Origin of the sequence: Nocardia sp. NPDC023852 (genome assembly GCF_040639505.1) — a bacterium.
Classification (GTDB): Bacteria; Actinomycetota; Actinomycetes; order Mycobacteriales; family Mycobacteriaceae; genus Nocardia.
On the sequence record NZ_JBFAAB010000001.1, the window covers coordinates 488,294 to 505,893 of the forward strand.

The 17,600-nt window shown below is 67.0% G+C and carries 18 protein-coding genes; 11 read left to right on the forward strand and 7 right to left on the reverse strand.

What is annotated here, in order from left to right:
* Positions 1–534: 534 nt before the first annotated feature.
* Positions 535–1,704: an FAD-binding oxidoreductase gene (locus tag AB0H00_RS02135; protein WP_357259365.1), complete on the forward strand. Its 1,170-nt coding sequence runs from the start codon at positions 535–537 to the stop codon at positions 1,702–1,704.
* A 205-nt stretch (positions 1,705–1,909) separates the two neighbouring features.
* Here AB0H00_RS02135 and AB0H00_RS02140 read toward each other — a convergent pair whose 3' ends face one another.
* From AB0H00_RS02140 to AB0H00_RS02155, 4 genes are all read right to left on the reverse strand, one after another.
* Entirely contained in the window at positions 1,910–2,674 is a 765-nt protein-coding gene (locus tag AB0H00_RS02140) for an FAD-binding oxidoreductase (protein WP_357260389.1), read from the reverse strand.
* A gap of 30 nt (positions 2,675–2,704) precedes the next feature.
* The gene (locus AB0H00_RS02145) at positions 2,705–3,862 is read right to left on the reverse strand and encodes an FAD-binding oxidoreductase (protein WP_357259368.1); all 1,158 of its coding nucleotides are present in this window, start codon (positions 3,860–3,862) and stop codon (positions 2,705–2,707) included.
* Positions 3,863–4,092: 230 nt separating this feature from the next.
* A complete protein-coding gene (locus tag AB0H00_RS02150; RefSeq protein ID WP_357259371.1) occupies positions 4,093–4,977 on the reverse strand; it encodes an LLM class flavin-dependent oxidoreductase in 885 nt (294 codons plus the stop codon).
* A gap of 62 nt (positions 4,978–5,039) precedes the next feature.
* Positions 5,040–5,975 carry an NADP-dependent oxidoreductase gene (locus tag AB0H00_RS02155; protein ID WP_357259374.1) on the reverse strand — a complete coding sequence of 312 codons (936 nt, stop codon included), beginning with the start codon at positions 5,973–5,975 and terminating at the stop codon, positions 5,040–5,042.
* Between the two features lie 311 nt (positions 5,976–6,286).
* Between AB0H00_RS02155 and clpB the strand changes: the two genes are divergently transcribed.
* From clpB to AB0H00_RS02195, 8 genes are all read left to right on the forward strand, one after another.
* Complete coding sequence (clpB, locus tag AB0H00_RS02160; protein ID WP_357259377.1) at positions 6,287–8,842, forward strand: ATP-dependent chaperone ClpB; 2,556 nt, start codon at positions 6,287–6,289, stop codon at positions 8,840–8,842.
* 233 nt (positions 8,843–9,075) lie between these two features.
* Positions 9,076–9,867, forward strand: coding sequence for a DUF5666 domain-containing protein (locus AB0H00_RS02165; RefSeq protein WP_357259380.1), 792 nt, complete (start codon positions 9,076–9,078; stop codon positions 9,865–9,867).
* On the forward strand, positions 9,864–10,058 hold the full coding sequence (locus AB0H00_RS02170; RefSeq protein WP_357259383.1) for a hypothetical protein: 195 nt from the start codon (positions 9,864–9,866) through the stop codon (positions 10,056–10,058). The genes AB0H00_RS02165 and AB0H00_RS02170 overlap by 4 nt, the downstream gene beginning before the upstream one ends.
* Before the next feature lie 11 nt (positions 10,059–10,069).
* Positions 10,070–11,161, forward strand: a complete 1,092-nt coding sequence (locus AB0H00_RS02175; RefSeq protein ID WP_357259385.1) for a hypothetical protein — start codon at positions 10,070–10,072, stop codon at positions 11,159–11,161.
* Between the two features lie 55 nt (positions 11,162–11,216).
* Positions 11,217–12,026: an SDR family NAD(P)-dependent oxidoreductase gene (locus AB0H00_RS02180; RefSeq protein WP_357259388.1), complete on the forward strand. Its 810-nt coding sequence runs from the start codon at positions 11,217–11,219 to the stop codon at positions 12,024–12,026.
* Between the two features lie 3 nt (positions 12,027–12,029).
* Positions 12,030–12,581 carry an orotate phosphoribosyltransferase gene (pyrE, locus tag AB0H00_RS02185; RefSeq protein ID WP_357259391.1) on the forward strand — a complete coding sequence of 184 codons (552 nt, stop codon included), beginning with the start codon at positions 12,030–12,032 and terminating at the stop codon, positions 12,579–12,581.
* A gap of 52 nt (positions 12,582–12,633) precedes the next feature.
* A complete protein-coding gene (locus AB0H00_RS02190) occupies positions 12,634–13,692 on the forward strand; it encodes a beta-ketoacyl-ACP synthase 3 (protein ID WP_357259394.1) in 1,059 nt (352 codons plus the stop codon).
* Positions 13,693–13,695: 3 nt separating this feature from the next.
* Positions 13,696–14,415: a lysoplasmalogenase gene (locus AB0H00_RS02195; protein ID WP_357259397.1), complete on the forward strand. Its 720-nt coding sequence runs from the start codon at positions 13,696–13,698 to the stop codon at positions 14,413–14,415.
* Here AB0H00_RS02195 and AB0H00_RS02200 read toward each other — a convergent pair.
* Positions 14,399–14,845: a hypothetical protein gene (locus tag AB0H00_RS02200; RefSeq protein WP_357259400.1), complete on the reverse strand. Its 447-nt coding sequence runs from the start codon at positions 14,843–14,845 to the stop codon at positions 14,399–14,401. The genes AB0H00_RS02195 and AB0H00_RS02200 overlap by 17 nt on opposite strands.
* A gap of 62 nt (positions 14,846–14,907) precedes the next feature.
* Entirely contained in the window at positions 14,908–15,486 is a 579-nt protein-coding gene (locus tag AB0H00_RS02205) for a Uma2 family endonuclease (protein WP_357259403.1), read from the reverse strand.
* 280 nt (positions 15,487–15,766) lie between these two features.
* On the opposite strand from AB0H00_RS02205, the gene AB0H00_RS02210 reads away from it, so the two are divergent.
* Positions 15,767–16,108 carry a DUF4190 domain-containing protein gene (locus AB0H00_RS02210; RefSeq protein WP_357259406.1) on the forward strand — a complete coding sequence of 114 codons (342 nt, stop codon included), beginning with the start codon at positions 15,767–15,769 and terminating at the stop codon, positions 16,106–16,108.
* Positions 16,109–16,152: 44 nt separating this feature from the next.
* The gene (locus AB0H00_RS02215; protein ID WP_357259409.1) at positions 16,153–16,839 is read left to right on the forward strand and encodes a TrmH family RNA methyltransferase; all 687 of its coding nucleotides are present in this window, start codon (positions 16,153–16,155) and stop codon (positions 16,837–16,839) included.
* A 185-nt stretch (positions 16,840–17,024) separates the two neighbouring features.
* On the opposite strand, the gene AB0H00_RS02220 is transcribed toward AB0H00_RS02215, so the two are convergent.
* Positions 17,025–17,471, reverse strand: coding sequence for a MarR family transcriptional regulator (locus AB0H00_RS02220; protein WP_357259411.1), 447 nt, complete (start codon positions 17,469–17,471; stop codon positions 17,025–17,027).
* Between the last annotated feature and the right edge of the window lie 129 nt (positions 17,472–17,600).

The following is a 17,600-nucleotide window of genomic DNA, read 5'->3' on the forward strand; positions in this document are numbered from 1 at the left end:
ATGGGCCTCCGGCCACGGGTCGCGAACCGCGATTCGGCGCCGGGGGCCCGCTGTCGTTTTGCAGACGCTGGTGCTCACTTCAGCGTTAGCCGACAGTAAACCAGAACATGTTCCGGGGAAAGTCGTTCGTGTCAAGCCATTTCGGCGTCGAGCCCACCGGTTGATTGGGCCATCGATCGGGCGACGGTGTCCTTGCCGTTTACTCGTTCTGATCTCCGCTCACCCATCGCGCATGTTGCCCCAAGGTCGCTGCAACAGACCGACCGGGATGAAATTTTCCAAGCCACCCTTGTGGATTCGGCGAGTGCACGACTGATTTTTCGCCAGATCGACCGTCTTCCAGTCGGTTTCTCTGGCGTGTCTTGTTTCCTGTCCTCGTTTCGACGGAATTACATACGAGAAATTCGAGCGGATGACTCCGTTGCTGGCAAACCTCGCCTACACTTCGTTACCATCGACTGCTGTCGAGTGTCCCGCAGCACCGCACTCGCCGGCACGGTTTGTGTTCGAGTGCGAAATGGGGTTGTGAAACAAATGGATTCGCGCACTGTCGCTTTGATCAGAACAACTTTCAAGGCGGTTGCTGCGGAGGAAGGGGGGTCGGAGAAACTGGCGAGATCGTTTTACGCGATCTTGTTCACGGACTACCCGCAGGTCCGCGATTTCTTTCCGGCCGCCATGGACGCGCAGCGCGATCGCCTCGTCAAGGCGATCGCATACGCTCTTGACCGGCTGGAGGAGCCGAACAAGCTGCTTCCCTTCCTCGCCCAATTGGGCAGGGATCACCGCAAATACGGCGTACAAGCCGAGCACTACCTCGCGGTGGCCACCTCGCTGAAGACCGCTGTGCAGATATTCGCAGGCACTGAGATGTGGACCGACGAGGTCGACCAGGCGTGGGACGAGGGCCTGAAGATCATCGCCGACACCATGATCGGTGCGGCGGAGAAGGAGACGACCCCGCCTGTCTGGACCGGCACCGTGATCGAGCGCCGGGAAGTGCTGCGCAACCTGACCATCGTCCGGCTGCAACTCGACCAGCCCATGCAATACTCCGTCGGCCAATACGTGAGCGTGCAGATTCCGTCGCGGCCACGCATGTGGCGCTATCTCTCGCCCGCCGTGCCCGCCGACACCGACGGCGAGATCGAATTCCACGTCCGCGGCGTGCTGGGTGGCTGGGTCAGCTCGGCCATCGTCGGCCAGACCGCTGTCGGCGACCAGTGGCTACTCGGCTCGCCGCTCGGCGGCCTCGGTGTACCGCGCAACCTCAAGCGCAAGATGCTGATGATCGGCTGCGGCACCGGCCTCGCACCGCTACGCGCACAGCTCATGGCGATGGCGCAGCGACGTGTCAACCCGAAGGTTCACCTGTTCGTCGGCGGCCACAACCCATGCGATCTCTACGACCTGGAGACGCTGAACGACCTCGCGGTGGCCAACCGCTGGCTCACCGTGACGCCGGTCACCGAGCACGACGAAAACCCTTGGTGGTATACCGAACCCGATGGACCCCAACCACTTCGGCCCGGCTTGGAACCACGAGTCACCGGTCAGATCGGCAAGGTTGTCGCGAGCTTCGGGGCATGGGCCGACCGGGATGTGCAGATCGCCGGTTCGCCGTCGATGGTGCAGACCACGAAGTTCCGGCTGATGGCGGCCGGGATACCCGCGAAGAACATCCGCCACGACCCGCTGTTCTGAATTGTTGGCCGCGCGGGCGCTCGTAAGACTCGCGCTGTGCGAGGTGGCGTGTTGCTCACGCGTTCGGGTTTCGGTCCGCGGGATTTCTGGTGCGTCCGACCCGGGGCTGTGCCGTACGGTTCCTGCCTGATGAGCCGGACGACTTCCCTCGGCGGCGCGAGTCTCGCGAACATGCCGCGCCCGGGCGCGGCAAATCGAACACAGCTCAGATTCCCTCGAATTGGATTTGCTCAGCAGGAGTGCCGGTTTCGAGCAGTCGGTCGAGGGTGGTCTGGACCATGGCGGGTGAGCCGCAGACCAGCACCTGGTGATTCAGGAACGCGCCGTGCGACCCGAGGACGTCGGCGAGCGTGCCGTGCAGCATGTCGTCCGGCGGGAAACCGATGTCGACGCGGGACTGCTCGTACCACTCGTCCACCCAGCCGGGATCCTCCAGACTTTCCACCACGGGAATCACAGTGAGCCATGGCAATTCACCGGCCAGTAGGGACAGCATGTCCGCGGCGTAGAGATCGCGCGGCGACCGCCCGCCGATGAACAGGTAGGTGGGCGGCGGGTCGGGCTTGCGGGCCAGGTCGAGGATCTGCGCGCGCATCGGCGCCAATCCCGTGCCGCCCGCGATCATCACCACCTCCTCGCCGTCCGGGTCGACCGTGAACGCGCCGAGCGGAGCACCGATCCGCCACTCGTCGCCCGGCTGGGTGTCGGCAACGATCGCGCCGCTGCACCATCCGCCCGGAACGGTGCGCACGTGGAACTCCAGCTTGCCGTCCAGCGAGGGCGGCAAGGCGGGCGAGAGCCTGCGCCGCACGCCGGGCTGCTGCGGCACCTGCACCTCGACGGACTGGCCCGCGGCGAACGGCACGAACTCGCCGATCAAACGGATTACCGCGAGGTCGTGGCGCAGCCGATGATGGCCGACGACGGTCGAGGTCCATTCGGGCGCCTGATGCGCACCGTTACCGAGCATGCCCGGGTCCCCCAAGGGGGCCTCCTTCACTTACACAGGGTCGCAGCTGATGATCTGCTCCGGCGTACCGACCGCGATCAGCGCGCGCCGGGTGTCCGCGATCATCCGCGCCGATCCGGCGATCTGGATCTGCCGATCCGCCCACGCGCCGAAGCTCGCGACTACAGCGCCAAGGTTACCGATCAAGCGCCGGTGCATGCCGTACGGTGCGTCCTGAGGGGGGTGCGGGTACCACCACGGGTTGGTCTTCTGCTCGCACACGGGCACGATGGTGAGCCACGGGTTGCTCTGCGAGAGCTGCCACATGTTCTCCACGTCGTACAAGTCGCAGGGGTATCGGCCGCCGATGAAGAAATGCACCCGCGGGTTGATGCCACGCTGGCCCATCTCGATCAGCTGGGCCCGCAATGGCGCGATGCCGGTGCCCGCGCCGATCATCAGCACGTCACGGCCGCTGTCCCGGTCGACGTGCAGGCCGCCGAGCGGACCAGCGATCCGCCACCGGTCGCCCACCCTGGTCTCGTTGACGATCGCCGGGCTCACCCACCCGCCGCGAATCTTGCGCACGTGGAACTCGATCTCGCCGTACGGGTTGGACGGGATCGCAGGCGAGAAGTAGCGCCACATCTTCGGTCGCTGCGGCACGGTGACCGGCAGGTATTGCCCGGCCTGGTAGGGAATCGGCCCGTCGGACTGCAGGCGCACGATGGCCAAGTCCTCCAGCACGCGGCGATGACCGACCACGGTCGCCGCCCAGTACGGTTGGGACTTGTCGGAATTGGCGCCGATAGCCATGGACGCGGAGATCAAGATGGTGATGTCACGCCAGCCCTCCTCCAAACCGCGGTGCCAGGCGGGGCCGTTGTACGCGCGGAAAGCGGCAAGCAGAGCACGGCCCGCCACGTCGTAGTGTTCCGCCTGGACGCCGTACTTGCGATGATCGCGGGCGAGCTGTTCCAGGAAGCTCTGTGCCCGGTCCCAGTCCTCCAAGTGATCGAGCACGTACTGGACGGCGGTGACGACCCGCTTGGCCTGCATTTCCATGGCGGGCGGAAATAGTTCGCGCAGCCGGGGGGTCTCGGCGAACATATGACCGTAGAACGCACTGACCAACCGCTCGGGTCCATTCGGCGACTCGATCACCGAACGGAAATTGGCGCGGACCAGCGCAGCCGAACGCGCATCCACGACGTGGAGCTTCCTTTCCCTCAGTTCTGTCCGGGGACGTTATCCGTTACCGGCGGTCCTCCGCCGAACAAGTATCCCCGAAAATCCCGTGGTCGTGTGGGTATGGTCGGCAAGACCCGGCCGAAGGGTAACCGGTGGGCAAATCGCGGGGGTTGCTGACCCGTGCCGCCGTCCGGCCGTAGCCGATCACCACACGGCATCGTGTGGAATGAATGGCTCGTTCCGGCCGGTCACCCTTCGGTGCCGACGCGGACCGCAGGCACGACCTGCTCGGTATAACGACGGATCTGTTCCACCGGTTCCCCCTCGGTCGGCCAGAAGACGAATCCGTCGATGCGCTGGTCGCGATGCAGCGCAAGCAGGTCATCGACCCAGCGCTCGGGCGGGCCTTCCAGAAAGCCCTGATCGGAACCGTCCGCGGTGATGGTCCCGGACACGTTGTAGATCCGGCGCACCGACAGCGGGTCTCGGTCCGCCGCGACGGCGGCGTCGTCGATCCGCCTGCCGGCCTCGGTGAGGAACTCCGGCGGCGCCCAGGCCGCCGAGGGCAGCCAGCCGTCGGCGTGCCGGCCGGTCAGCTCCAGCATGCGCGGCCCCTTCGCGCCGAGCCAGATGCCAGGGCGGTGCCGTGGGCGGGGGCCGGGATGCGCACCGGCGAGCGAGTAGAAGACGCCCGGCACGCGGACCGATCGTTCCTCGCTCCACATCGCGCGGATCACCGCGATCGCCTCGGCCAGGGCTCGGACAGCTTCGCCGCCGGTCCGGCGGGGTCCGCCCATACCGGCGATGGCATCCCAGAACGCGCCGGCACCCAAGCCGAGCTGGATTCGACCGTTGCTGACGAGGTCCAAGGAGGCAACGGATTTCGCGAGCATTGCCGGATCGCGCAGCGGGAGGTTCGCGACGTCGGGGAACAGGGTCACTCGGGTGGTCTGTGCCGCCAGTGCGGTGATCAGCGTCCAGGTGTCCAGGAAACGGCGCTGGTAGGGATGGTCCTGGATGCCGATCAGGTCGAGTCCGGTCGTGTCGGCGTAGGTGGTCAGTTCGGCGATTTGTCGATAGTTGTCGGCCTCTGGGATCAGGAACAGGCCGAATTCGGCGGGGCGGGTGCTCATCACACACCTCCGGGCGTTTGCGCGAGAAGCTGCCTTTCCCGGCGCGGGGTGGTCCGGATTTCTCAGATGGCGAGCACGGTCTTGCCGCGCGCGCCGTGCGCGCCGATCACCGCGGGACCGTCAGCGAGCGGGACGGTCGCGTCGATCGGCACCACCACGTCGCCGTCGGCGACGCGCTGTATGAGCCGGGACAATTCCAGTGCGCGGCCCTTGGACTCCATGTTGCCGCCCTTGATGTCCCTGGCGCGCAACGCGTACTCGGAGGCAGACCCAATGGTGGAGTAGACCGTCCCGCCGTCGCGGACCAGTGTGGTCAACTCGGTCAGAGCCTCGGGTGGGCTCACCAGATCGAACAGGATGTCTATGCCGCCGGGATGCGTGGCGGTGACCTGGTCGCGGACCGGACCCGCGGTGTAGTCGACCGTCTCCGCGGCGCCGAGCCTGGTCATCTGGTCGGCGGCCGGACCGCGCGCGGTCGCGATGACGTGCGCGCCCGCGATATTGGCCAGTTGCACAAGGAACGAGCCGACACCGCCGGTGGCGCCGACGATCAGCACGGTCTGGCCGGGTTCGATCCGGGCGGCGTCCACGAGGTCCTGCGCGGTGACGCCTGCGGTCGGCAGTGCCGCCGCCGTGACAGTCGGGACGCCGTTCGGGATCGACACGAGAGTGGCGCCTTCGGGCAGCACCGCGTACTCGGCGAAGCTGCCGTGGCCGGCGGGCGGCGTGAGGAACTTGCCGACCACCCGGTCACCGACGGTGAACCGGCTGACACCCCGGCCGAGCGAGGCGATGGTGCCCGCGCCGTCCACCCCGAGAATCATCGGAAAGTCGTGCGGCAGTTTGCCGTCCAGGTATCCGGTGGCCATGCGCTGGTCGAACGGATTTACCCCGGCCGCCTCGAGTTGGATCTGCACGCTTCCCGGCCCGGGTTCGGGCATCGGCATGTCGGCCACCTCTGGCGTGGCTCCGAACTTCCGTACCACGATCGCGCGCATCCATTCGCTCCTTGATTCGGGCTGAAGAGTGCTGCATCAACTGACGGCCGTGGTCATCGTAGGCATCCCGAGGGTGCCAACGCGGTGATTCGTCGCATTCGGGCACGTCGCGGCGTAGCGTTCGACCTGATCCGGCAGTGTGGCATCGACGCGGTAGCGGCTCGAACAAGAATATTAGACTTGAGCGGAACAGACTCAACCTTTCCAACGTTGAACGGTAAGGAACGGCGCCCGGCTGCGACGGCTTCGATCGGTGATCGCACCCGGAATCCGCTCGGCGCCGTGGGAATCGACTAGTAGGAAGGTGACTTGTGGACTCGTTCAATCCCACCACCAAGACCCAGGCGGCCCTGACGGCCGCCCTGCAGGCGGCCTCCGCCGCGGGCAACCCGGAGATTCGTCCGGCGCACTTGCTGGTGGCGTTGCTGGATCAGACCGACGGCATAGCCGCACCCTTGCTGAAGGCCGTCGGAACGGATCCGGCGACCGTGCGGCGCGAGGCACAGGACATCGTGGACCGGCTGCCGAGCGCGACGGGCACCACCACCACCCCCCAACTCGGCCGCGAGGCCCTTGCCGCGATCACCGCTGCCCAGCGTCTGGCCACCGAACTGGGTGACGAGTACGTCTCCACCGAGCACGTCATAGTCGGCCTCGCCGAGGGCGACTCCGACGTGACGATACTGCTCAGGAAGCACGGCGCCACCGCCGACGCGCTGCGCCAGGCGTTCACCGCCGTGCGTGGCAGCGCCCGGGTGACCAGCCCCGATCCGGAGGGCAGCTACCAGGCACTGGAGAAGTACTCCACCGACCTCACCGAGGCCGCCCGCTCCGGCAAGCTCGACCCGGTGATCGGCCGGGACACCGAAATCCGCCGTGTGGTCCAGGTTTTGAGCCGTCGCACCAAGAACAATCCGGTGCTGATCGGCGAGCCGGGCGTCGGCAAGACCGCGATCGTCGAGGGCCTCGCCCAGCGCATCGTGGCCGGCGACGTCCCAGAGTCGTTGCGCGGCAAGTCCGTCGTCGCACTCGACCTCGGCGCGATGGTCGCGGGCGCGAAATACCGCGGTGAATTCGAGGAGCGGCTCAAGGCCGTGCTGGAGGACATCAAGAATAGCGCGGGCCAGATCATCACGTTCATCGACGAACTGCACACCATCGTCGGCGCGGGCGCCACCGGTGAATCGGCGATGGACGCGGGCAACATGATCAAGCCCATGCTGGCGCGCGGTGAACTGCGCATGGTCGGTGCGACCACGCTGGATGAGTACCGCAAGCACATCGAGAAGGACGCCGCACTGGAGCGGCGTTTCCAGCAGGTGCTGGTCGGGGAGCCGTCGGTGGAGGACACCATAGGCATACTGCGCGGCATCAAGGAGCGCTACGAGGTGCACCACGGCGTGCGGATCACCGATTCCGCGCTGGTGGCCGCGGCCACGCTGTCCGACCGTTACATCACCTCCCGGTTCCTGCCGGATAAGGCGATCGATTTGGTCGACGAATCGGCCTCGCGGCTGCGCATGGAGATCGACTCGCGCCCGGTGGAGATCGACGAGGTCGAGCGCGCGGTGCGCCGCCTGGAAATCGAAGAGGTCGCGCTGAGCAAGGAGACCGACGAGGCCTCCAAGCAGCGTCTGGAGAAGTTGCGCCAGGAACTCGCCGACGACCGCGAGAAGCTGAACCAGCTGATGACACGCTGGCAGAACGAGAAGAGCGCGATCGATCAGGTCCGCGTGTTGAAAGAGGAGCTGGAATCGCTGCGCGGTGCGTCCGACCGGGCCGAGCGCGATGGCGATCTGGGCAAAGCGGCCGAGCTGCGATACGGCCGGATCCCCGCGCTGGAGAAGCAGCTCGCCGAGGCCGAACAGGTTTCCGCGACAGCGGGAGACGGCGAGGTGATGCTCAAGGAGGAGGTCGGCCCGGACGACATCGCCGAGGTGGTGTCCTCCTGGACCGGCATCCCGGTGGGCCGGATGATGGAAGGCGAGACGCAGAAGCTGCTGCGGATGGAGCAGGAGCTCGGACGACGCGTGGTCGGGCAGTCCGAGGCGGTGCAGGCGGTGTCCGACGCGGTGCGCAGGGCGCGCGCCGGTGTCGCCGACCCGAACCGGCCGACCGGCTCGTTCATGTTCCTCGGCCCGACCGGCGTCGGCAAGACCGAGCTGGCCAAGGCGTTGGCGGACTTCCTGTTCGACGACGAGCGCGCCATGGTCCGGATCGACATGAGCGAGTACAGCGAGAAGCACGCGGTCGCAAGGCTGGTCGGCGCCCCACCCGGCTACATCGGCTACGACCAAGGCGGTCAGCTCACCGAGGCGGTGCGCCGCAGGCCGTACACGGTCGTGCTGTTCGACGAGATCGAGAAGGCGCACCCGGATGTGTTCGACATCCTGCTGCAGGTGCTCGACGAGGGCAGGCTCACCGACGGACAGGGCCGTACGGTCGACTTCCGCAACACCATCCTGATCCTCACCTCCAACCTGGGCGCGGGCAGTGGCCGTGAGCACGTCATGAACGCCGTGCGTTCGGCGTTCAAGCCGGAGTTCCTCAACCGCCTCGACGATGTGGTCATATTCCACGCGCTCGACGAGGAACAGTTGGAGAGCATCGTCGAAATCCAGCTCGACCAGCTGCAGAAGCGACTCGCACAGCGCAGGCTGCAGCTGGACGTCAGCGACTCGGCCAGATTCTGGCTCGCCGTGCGCGGCTACGACCCCGTCTACGGCGCGCGTCCGCTGCGCAGGCTGATCCAGCAGGCCATCGGCGACACCCTGGCCAAGGAGCTGTTGGCGGGCGAAATCACCGACGGCGACGCGGTCAAGGTAACCGTCAGCCCTGACGGTGATGGCCTGATCGTCGGCAGGTGACTGACAACACCACGATCGTCACTCACCGCATCCACATCGGCCCAATCCCTACTTCCGATCGGAGCGAGACCGAGCATTGTCCGGGCTCGTGTCCGAGCGGCCTGCGCGTCGCGACGAAGTCGCCAGCGCGGTCGCTCGGACACGAGCCAAGAGGGGGCCGCGAACACGCCGCGTCGCAGGCGCGGCAAAACCAACACGGCGCCGCAAATCGAACACCACCTACCCTGGACCCCATGACCAACCCGAACGATCCGTGGGGACAGCGGCCGGAGGATGCGCCGACCGAGCACCTGGGTCCGCCGGGCAAGTCCGGGTACGGCGAGCCGCCGCACACCACGGAGTACACCGATGCGTACGGCACCGGAGCGCCCTCGGAATATCCTGCGACCGAGCAGTACGGGTCGTGGGCGGCGCCTGGGCCCAACGCCACGCGCGAGTTCCCCGCCTACGACGCCCAGCAGGCCGCTTACCAGGGCAGTTACGGTGATCCGAGGGTGGGCTCCGCGATTCCGCCCGGCGCCGGGCAGCCTCCGGAGCAACCGCGACCGCCCCGGCGGAACACCGGACTGTGGATCGCGCTCGCCATCGGTGTCGTGCTATTGATCGGCGCGGTCGGTGTGGTCGCCGGTGTTCTGCTCGGCGGCAAGGATTCGCCCTCGGCGGGCAGTGCGGGCGCTTCGTCGGTGCTCACCACGAGCAAGTCCGTCCCCGGCACCCGTAGCCCTCGGCCGACCCCGCCCAGCGGGATCCCGAGCGTGCCCGGCCTCGGCGACATCGAGGGCCTCGGAGCGACCATGGGCACCATCACCGCCAACAACGGAGGCACACTGACCGTCAGCACGGTGCTCGGCGACACGGTCACCGTGCGTACCGACGCGAACACCCAGGTGATCTCGCTGTCCGGCACCAAGGTCTCCGATCTGCCCAACGGTGAGATCGTGTTGATCCAGGGCGACAAGGCCGCGGACGGATCGATTCAGGCGAAGGTCATCGTCAGCACGTCGCTGCGGGGAGGGGGCCGATGAGCGACCCGACGTGCCACGACCGGTCGGTGACGGGCCTTCGCCCGGTGTCGACAGGCGGCTGCTTCGCCTTCGCTCGGCCCGGCGCGGGGCTGATGGCGGACTACGTCCGGCTGCGCCGACAGGCGGCTGCTTCGCCTTCGCCCGGCCCGGCGCGGGCCCAATGGCGGACCATGTCCGGCCGCGCCCATTAGGCTAGGCGGCGATGACGGCAATGTGGTTCGGGTTGGCGACGATCGCGCTCGTGGGCGCGATCGTGTTGCTGTATTTCGATCGGATCCAGCGGCAGCGGACCGGTCACGCGCGGCAGGTCTGGGCGAAGTCCCAGAGCTATACCTACGTATCGGTGGAGCCTGCGCTGGCATCCACGTGGCGGCGTGGCGCGCTGGCCAAACTGGGCTATCTCTCCGCGGTCGATGTGGTCTCCGGCATTCGCAAGGGCGAGAAGTTCGTGCTGTTCGACCTGGAGGATTCCGCGACGCTGGTCGCGGTTCGCCGCCAGATCGGCTCGGATATCGACGTCGACATGCGGTTGAAGACCGCCTCCCCGCCCAAAGATCACGATCTGGAACTGCTCGGCGCCATCGGCGACCGGGTGGTCTTCGCGACCAATCCCGAGATCGCCAGGCACGCGGTCGATCAACGGATGGTCGCCTTCATCGAGGCGCTGCCCGACACCGTGCAGATGCTTTGGAGCGAGGGCAACTGGACGCTGGGCATGCTGTCGGTCGGTACCTCCTCGCGGGACTGGGAGACCGCGATCGACGCGGTGCTCCGCCTGTCCGGCCTGCTGCACGTGTTGCCCCCGGTCAGCGAGCCGCGCTTCGACGGCGGCGGACACGACCCTGGTCGTCCGCGTCCGCGCGGTCGCCGGCAGGAGGACGAGCCGGAGACCCATGGGGACGACCCTTCGACCGGTTCCGCCAGGCCGCAATCGCCACGGGTACGCAAGGACGAATACGACGAGCAGTCGTTCGCGAAGGATTCCTACGCGGCCGATCAGGACGACCGCGCGCCACTCGCGGACGAGGCCGCGCCGGAACCTTCGCGTCGCCCATCGCTCGCGGTGGTGCCGAACGCGCGAGTCCGTGACGACCGCCGGGCTGTCGACGAGAATTGGCGCGAGTCCGACGACTGGCCGCCGCGCGAGGAGCGGGACGTTCGTCCGGCTGCGGACGACTGGACCGGCGAGGAGCCTGAGCCTCGCGAGCCCCCGCGCGCGGAGCGCCCGGCCGAGCCGCCCGGCGGACCGTTCCATCCCGGATTCCGTCCCTACCAGGGACCCGTGCCGAAGTGACCGGCTGGGCTCCCGCCGTAGCCGTTTCCGCACGCTCGCGTCCGATCGAGCGGTCATGACCGAGCATGCGCATCTCCGTCTGCCCGGCGCCACCCGCCCTGTCGCCGTGATCACCGGCCCCACCTCGGGCATCGGTCAGGGCTACGCGATCCGTCTGGCTTCGCTCGGCTACGACCTGGTGCTGGTCGCGAGGGACGAGCCGCGCCTCGAAGCGCTCGCGAGCGAACTGGAGAACCGGTTCGCTACCCGCTCGCAGGTGCTCGTCGCGGATCTCGCGCGGGAGCCCGACCGTGAGCGGGTAGCGGCGCGACTGGGTGAGGGCGTCGAATTCCTGGTCAACAATGCGGGATTCGCGAACTCGGGGGAGTTCTGGACCCTGCCCGCCGCGCAGTTGCAGGCGCAGCTGGACGTCAACGTGGTGGCGGTGGTGCGGTTCACCAGGGCTGCGCTGCCGTCGATGATCACCGCGGCCAAAGGCTGCGTCGTCAATGTGGGCAGCGTCGCGGGACTGATCCCCGGGCGCGGCTCGACATATTCGGCGTCCAAGGCGTACGTCGTATCCTTCACGGAAGGGTTGGCGGGCGGATTGGCCGGCACCGGGGTGCGGGTCCAAGCTTTGTGCCCGGGATTCGTGCACACGGAATTTCATGAGCGAGCCGGTATCGCGATGTCGTCGCTGCCGAAAGCGTTGTGGCTGAGTGTCGACCAGGTTGTCGCCGGCTCTCTGACGGATCTGGAGAAGGGCCGGGTGCTCAGCGTGCCTGGTATGCAGTACAAAGCGCTCACCACCGTCGCCGGAATGATCCCGCGAACCCTGGCGGCCCGACTGAATCGCGGCCTGTTCGCCGCACGCGGAAGGACGTAGACCATGATCAACCAGGTGATTACCAATGATCGGGACAGATTGGCCGCGCTGGTGCGCGAGCTTGCCGTGGTGCACGGCAGAGTCACCCTGTCCTCGGGTAAGGAGGCCGACTACTACGTCGACCTCCGCCGTGCCACCCTGCATCACAGCGCGGGCCCGTTGATCGGCAAGCTGCTACGCGAGCTGGTCGCGGACTGGGAATTCGACGCCGTCGGCGGTCTGACCATGGGTGCCGACCCAGTCGCGCTGGCCGTGATGCACGCTCCCGGCCGCCCCATCGATGCCTTCGTGGTGCGTAAAGCGGCGAAGACACACGGCATGCAACGCCAGATCGAGGGTCCCGACATCGTCGGCAAACGGGTCTTGGTTGTCGAGGACACCACCACCACCGGAAACTCGCCGCTGACCGCGGTGCGCGCGCTGCGTGACGCGGGCGCCACCGTGGTCGGCGTCGCCACCGTCGTCGACCGGGAAACCGGCGCCGACCAGGTGATCGCGGCTGAGGGATTGGAGTACCGGTCGATCCTCGGACTCGAGGATCTCGCCCTGGGATAGCCTGGACGATGGTCTAGTTTTTCGGGAAAGGTGAAGGTCGCGTGAGTCACCAGTGGTGAGCATTGCAGTCAGAAGGAGCCGCGAAAACGTCGCGATGCTCGGAATCGGCGCTTATCGACCCAAGCGCCTGGTCAGCAATGTAGAAGTGTGCGAGGTGCTGGACTCCACCGACGAGTGGATCTACGAGCGGACCGGTGTCCGAAACCGTCGGTGGATCAGCGGTGACGAGACACTGCGGTCGATCGCGGCGGCGGCGGGCGAGCGCGCGATCGTCAACAGCGGCATCGACCGGTCGAAGATCGGCGCGTTGATCCTGGCTACGTCGACCTGGCTCAAACTCACCCCGCACGGCGCGCCATCGGTCGCCTACGACATCGGTATCAACGGGATCGCTGCGTTCGATCTGACCTCCGGGTGCGGCGGTTTCGGATACGGTCTCGGCGTGGCCGCCGACATGATCCGGTCCGGTTCCGCGGAATACGTCCTGCTCATCGGCGCCGAGACGATGACCGTCGGGCTCGATCCCACCGACCGCGGTACCGCGATGATCTTCGGTGACGGCGCGGGCGCCGTAGTGATCGGGCCGAGCGAGGAGAACGGCATCTCCCCGACGGTGTGGGGGAGCGACGGCGAGAACGCGGCCGCCATCACGCAAGACATCGACTTCCTCGAATACATGCACCGGGCGCAGTCCATGCAGGGCCTCGACCCGGAGGCCGAGCCGGTCGGCCGGATGTCGCTGCGTATGGAGGGCTCGCGCGTCTTCCGCTGGGCCGCGGTCACTCTGCCGCGGGCGCTGTCCACCGCGCTGGAGGTTTCCGGCGTGGCCAAGGAGGACATCGAGGTTTTCGTCCCCCACCAGGCCAACTCCAGGATCAACGAGCTGATGAAGAAGAACCTCGGTCTCGCCGACGACATCCCGATGGCCAATGACATCGAGAACTCCGGCAACACCTCGGCCGCCTCGATTCCGCTCGCGGTCGAGGAGATGCTGGTGACCGGCAAGGCCAAGGGCGGCCAGACTGCGCTGCTGCTCGGTTTCGGCGCCGGGCTGAGCTACGCGGGTCAGGTCGTCACGCTGCCACCCGCACCGGTCGAGCCGAGTTTCTAGCCGATGCGGCCGTTCCGAGCCGGATTTCTCGCCGCGGCGGCGATCACCGTCTACGGTGCCGTCACCGGGAGGAAGCAGGCGCAGTGGATCGCGAAACCGCTGCTGATGCCCCTACTCGCGGCAGATGTCGCGACCGAGGGGACCGAATTGGCGCCCGCCGAGCGCACTATGCTCATCGGGGCGCTCGGCGCCGCGACAGTCGGTGACATCCTGCTCATCGACCCGGACAACGATCGTCGGCTGATCGCGGGTGCGTCGAGTTTCGCAGTGATGCAGGCCGGCTACTCGACGCTGTGGTGGCGGATGGGCGGCCGACCGACTGCCGGAGTCGTCGCCCCGCGTGTGGCCGCATGGGTGGGGGCTGCCGGGTTGCTGCGGGTCAAGGCGCCGTCGGTGGCGGTGCCGCTCACGGCGTACGGCGCCACCCTGGGGTTCGCCGCAGTGCTGGCCTCGGATCGCACACTGGCACCTGCGGCGAAAAACGTTGCGGGCGTGAATGTTCCCGGTGCGGATCCGCGCAGCCGCCTAGGATTGGGCGCGCTGCTGTTTACCGTCTCGGACGGGCTCATCGTGCTGCGAAGGTTGTGCACGCGAGGCGAGCGGGCTCGCCGGGTCACCGAAGGCGTCATCCTGGCGACCTACGCGGCCGCACAGTATCTGCTCGCAGATCCGAAGGCGCATGTGAAGGTTGCTGTCCCGGAGGGGATCACAGCACCAGGATGATGCGGTCCCGGTTCGCGGGATCGACGCGGATCGAGATGGTCTCGCCGACAACGAGCCGGGGTTTGTCGGCCGGGGCTGCATCGAAAACGACTGTTCCCCGGTAACTTTCGGAGCCCGGTACGGTCAGCTCGAGATCCAACTCGGTGATTTCGGTGTGGTGATCGGTAAGCTCCAGCCGATGCACGCCCTCGACGGTCGCCCAGCCCTCCAAGCCGTGCCGCCACAGCTGCCGGTCCTCCTTCGACGGCCGCACCGCCAGCATCATCCCGATCCCGACGCACGAGCCGAACAGCCCGACCAGCGCCACGATCTGATAAGGCACGGTTCCCGTGGGCGTCCGGTGCACCACCCACCCCAGCCAGAACGCGAGCAACACCAGATACGCGGCCGTTATGCCGAGCACCGTCCGCAGTATCCGCCCGTGGTCCATACCAGCCTCCACCCAGACTGTGAGACCTCCAGGATAGGCGCGTGCCGCCCCGCGCCGCGGCGCTACCGGCCCGCGCGGTTACTGGTCAGCGCGGTGATATCGATCGTGATCGGTGTCCCGGTGAGATCCAGCGTCGCTCGGCCGGACTGCTCGGCGACCAGCTCGTAGTCGCCTTCGATCAGCCGGTGGGCAGTCAGGCTGGCAGGCTCGTCGAGGTCGATCAGCCAGTAATACTCGATGCCGGCCTCGGCGTACTCGAAAAACTTGGTGACGCGGTCGGTGCGCCGGGACCCGGGGGACAAGATTTCCACGGCGAGCACGACATCCTCGGGCGGGACTCGGGCGAGGTCGTCCTCGAGCGCTTCGTCCCGGATCACAAGGACGTCCGGTACGCGCACGGTGGGTGGCGGCGCGGCGTCGATCACCACCTCGGCCTCGGTCACCACGCTGAGCTGTACCGGAAGTTGCGGGTGGAGCTGGGCTGCCAATTGCCAGACCGCGAACTGGTGGCGCAAGACCGGCCTCGGCGACACGACCAGGACCCCCTCGACGAGCTCATAACTACGACTGCTGTCCTCCGGCAGTGCGATCCAGTCCTCCAGGGTCAGCAGATGATCAGGCCAGTGCACTTCGACGGTCATCGCTTCCTCCCTCCCCGCACGGATACCGCGTTGTGGCCAAGTCTTGCACAGGCAGCCGATACAACTGCGCGCTGTGACCCTATGAGTCGCAATACCGCCAGCACGCGGCGATGGTGGATATCGGAGGGTGGAAGTCCGAGTTCGATGAAGATGTCGCCGATATTGTGCTGTGCGTGCCCTTCCGTACCCGGTCATGGATTCCATGTTTGGGGGTGGGCGTTCGAGTGAGCTGACCGCCGAATGTGTGGTGTAGTCGGCCGCACCAGCTACCATCCTGCTGATGAGCTACCCCCCGCAGCCGCCGCCATACGGCTATCCGGCCTACGGTGCCTACGGAGCGCAACCGGATCATCCACAGGCCACCACGATTCTTATTCTCGGGATCCTGAGCCTCGTGCTCTGTCAGCTGGTCGGGCCATTTGCCTGGGTGATGGGCAAGCGGGCGCTCAACGAGATCGACGCCTCGGGTGGCGCCATCGGAGGCCGGGGGAACGTCAACGCAGGCTACATCTGCGGCATCATCGCAACCGTGCTGCTCATCCTCAGCCTGTCGGTCGTCGTGCTGGTCGTGGTACTCGGTGTGCTGGGCTTCCTCGACGGAAGCTCGAGTTCCAGCTACTGAACCGGGCCGTCGGCGGCGCGGTGGCCGGAATTAGCATCGTGGTGGTGAATCATTCAGTGCCGGACGCGGCCGAGCAGGACCTGACCGGGCCGACGGAGTGGGGTGCGCATCCGCACGGTGTCGGTCCGTGGGAAAGCGAGCACGCCGAGCCGCCGCCGGACGATCCGCGTCTGGATTCCGAGCTGCTGGCGGGCGGCGATCGCCGCAATGTGGTCGACGCCTACCGGTACTGGACCCGTGAGGCGATCGTCGCCGACATCGATCGGCGAAGGCACCCGTTCCACATCGCCATCGAGAACTTCGGGCACGACGCGAACATCGGAACGGTGGTCCGCACGGCGAATGCCTTCGCCGCCGCGGCCGTGCACATCGTGGGCAGGCGGCGGTGGAATCGCCGTGGCGCCATGGTGACCGACCGCTATCAGCGCATCGAGCACCACACCGATGTCGGCGAACTGCTGGCGTTCGCCGAACGGGCGGGACTGACGGTGGTGGCCGTGGACAACGTGCCAGGCTCCGTTCCCCTGGAGACGGTTACGCTGCCGCGGGCCTGCCTGCTGCTGTTCGGCCAGGAAGGCCCGGGTGTCACCGAGCACGCCAAAGCCGCGGCGACGATGACGGTGTCGATCGCGCAGTTCGGTTCCACGCGCAGCATCAACGCGGGCGTAGCCGCTGGGATCGCGATGCACGCGTGGATCCGTCAACACGCCGACCTCACGACGGCGTGGTAAGCGCGCGGCACGTCGTCGGGATGTCCGCGTACCCAACGATTCTCGGACACTCCGGATGTGGTTGTCAGGTGCTGCTTTCCTCGCGGTCGATCTGTTAGTTCTCGGCGTCGCGTTCGATCGTGACTCTTTCCCCGCCGACCCCTACCGTGGACTGCTCGTCCGGCTTGTGCCCGGACCGGCACCTCTCATCCCGCTTGCGGCATGACGGTGGTGTCGTCCAAGGCGCCGACGAGGGGGGTCAGTCGCTGGAGTTCTTCCAGATGTACGGCGCTGAGCGAGGCCAGGATTTCCTTGCCCGCCTCGGTCAGCGTGAGGTGGACGACGCGGCGGTCCTTGCCCTGCTCCCTTTTGCGGGCGACGAGGCCGAGTTGCTCGGTGCGATCGATCAGTTGCACCACGCTGTGGTGGCGGGCGCACAAGTATCCGGCGATCTCTCCGACGCTGGGCCCGCCGGGATCGGAATGCCCTCGGATCGCCAGCAGCAGTTGGTGCTGGGTGTCGGTGAGTCCCACTTCGGCTGCCCGGCGCTCACTCCAACGCAGGAGCTGGCGAAGCCCGGCTCGGAATGTCAGCAATCTCGAGTACTCCTGGTCAGTGAGGTGTTCTGGCGATGACATGGACCCTTGCGTCATAGAGTGATAATATCACGGCATGATATACGAGTGAGTGGCGATCAGGACGAGCCGTGTTTCGCGGCCGATCGCGGGCCGCCCCGGCTCGGGAGGGCTTCGACTCGAGAGGGCTTTCGACTCGCCACTACG

Bases quoted from the DNA above. Each gene is read 5' to 3' on its own strand.
- AB0H00_RS02135 (WP_357259365.1), top strand. From the start codon at position 535: ATGGATTCGCGCACTGTCGCTTTGATCAGAACAACTTTCAAGGCGGTT.
- AB0H00_RS02140 (WP_357260389.1), bottom strand. From the start codon at position 2,674: ATGCTCGGTAACGGTGCGCATCAGGCGCCCGAATGGACCTCGACCGTC.
- AB0H00_RS02150 (WP_357259371.1), bottom strand. From the start codon at position 4,977: ATGAGCACCCGCCCCGCCGAATTCGGCCTGTTCCTGATCCCAGAGGCC.
- AB0H00_RS02155 (WP_357259374.1), bottom strand. From the start codon at position 5,975: ATGCGCGCGATCGTGGTACGGAAGTTCGGAGCCACGCCAGAGGTGGCC.
- AB0H00_RS02165 (WP_357259380.1), top strand. From the start codon at position 9,076: ATGACCAACCCGAACGATCCGTGGGGACAGCGGCCGGAGGATGCGCCG.
- AB0H00_RS02170 (WP_357259383.1), top strand. From the start codon at position 9,864: ATGAGCGACCCGACGTGCCACGACCGGTCGGTGACGGGCCTTCGCCCG.
- AB0H00_RS02175 (WP_357259385.1), top strand. From the start codon at position 10,070: ATGACGGCAATGTGGTTCGGGTTGGCGACGATCGCGCTCGTGGGCGCG.
- AB0H00_RS02180 (WP_357259388.1), top strand. From the start codon at position 11,217: ATGACCGAGCATGCGCATCTCCGTCTGCCCGGCGCCACCCGCCCTGTC.
- pyrE (WP_357259391.1), top strand. From the start codon at position 12,030: ATGATCAACCAGGTGATTACCAATGATCGGGACAGATTGGCCGCGCTG.
- AB0H00_RS02195 (WP_357259397.1), top strand. From the start codon at position 13,696: ATGCGGCCGTTCCGAGCCGGATTTCTCGCCGCGGCGGCGATCACCGTC.
- AB0H00_RS02200 (WP_357259400.1), bottom strand. From the start codon at position 14,845: ATGGACCACGGGCGGATACTGCGGACGGTGCTCGGCATAACGGCCGCG.
- AB0H00_RS02205 (WP_357259403.1), bottom strand. From the start codon at position 15,486: ATGACCGTCGAAGTGCACTGGCCTGATCATCTGCTGACCCTGGAGGAC.
- AB0H00_RS02210 (WP_357259406.1), top strand. From the start codon at position 15,767: ATGAGCTACCCCCCGCAGCCGCCGCCATACGGCTATCCGGCCTACGGT.
- AB0H00_RS02220 (WP_357259411.1), bottom strand. From the start codon at position 17,471: ATGACGCAAGGGTCCATGTCATCGCCAGAACACCTCACTGACCAGGAG.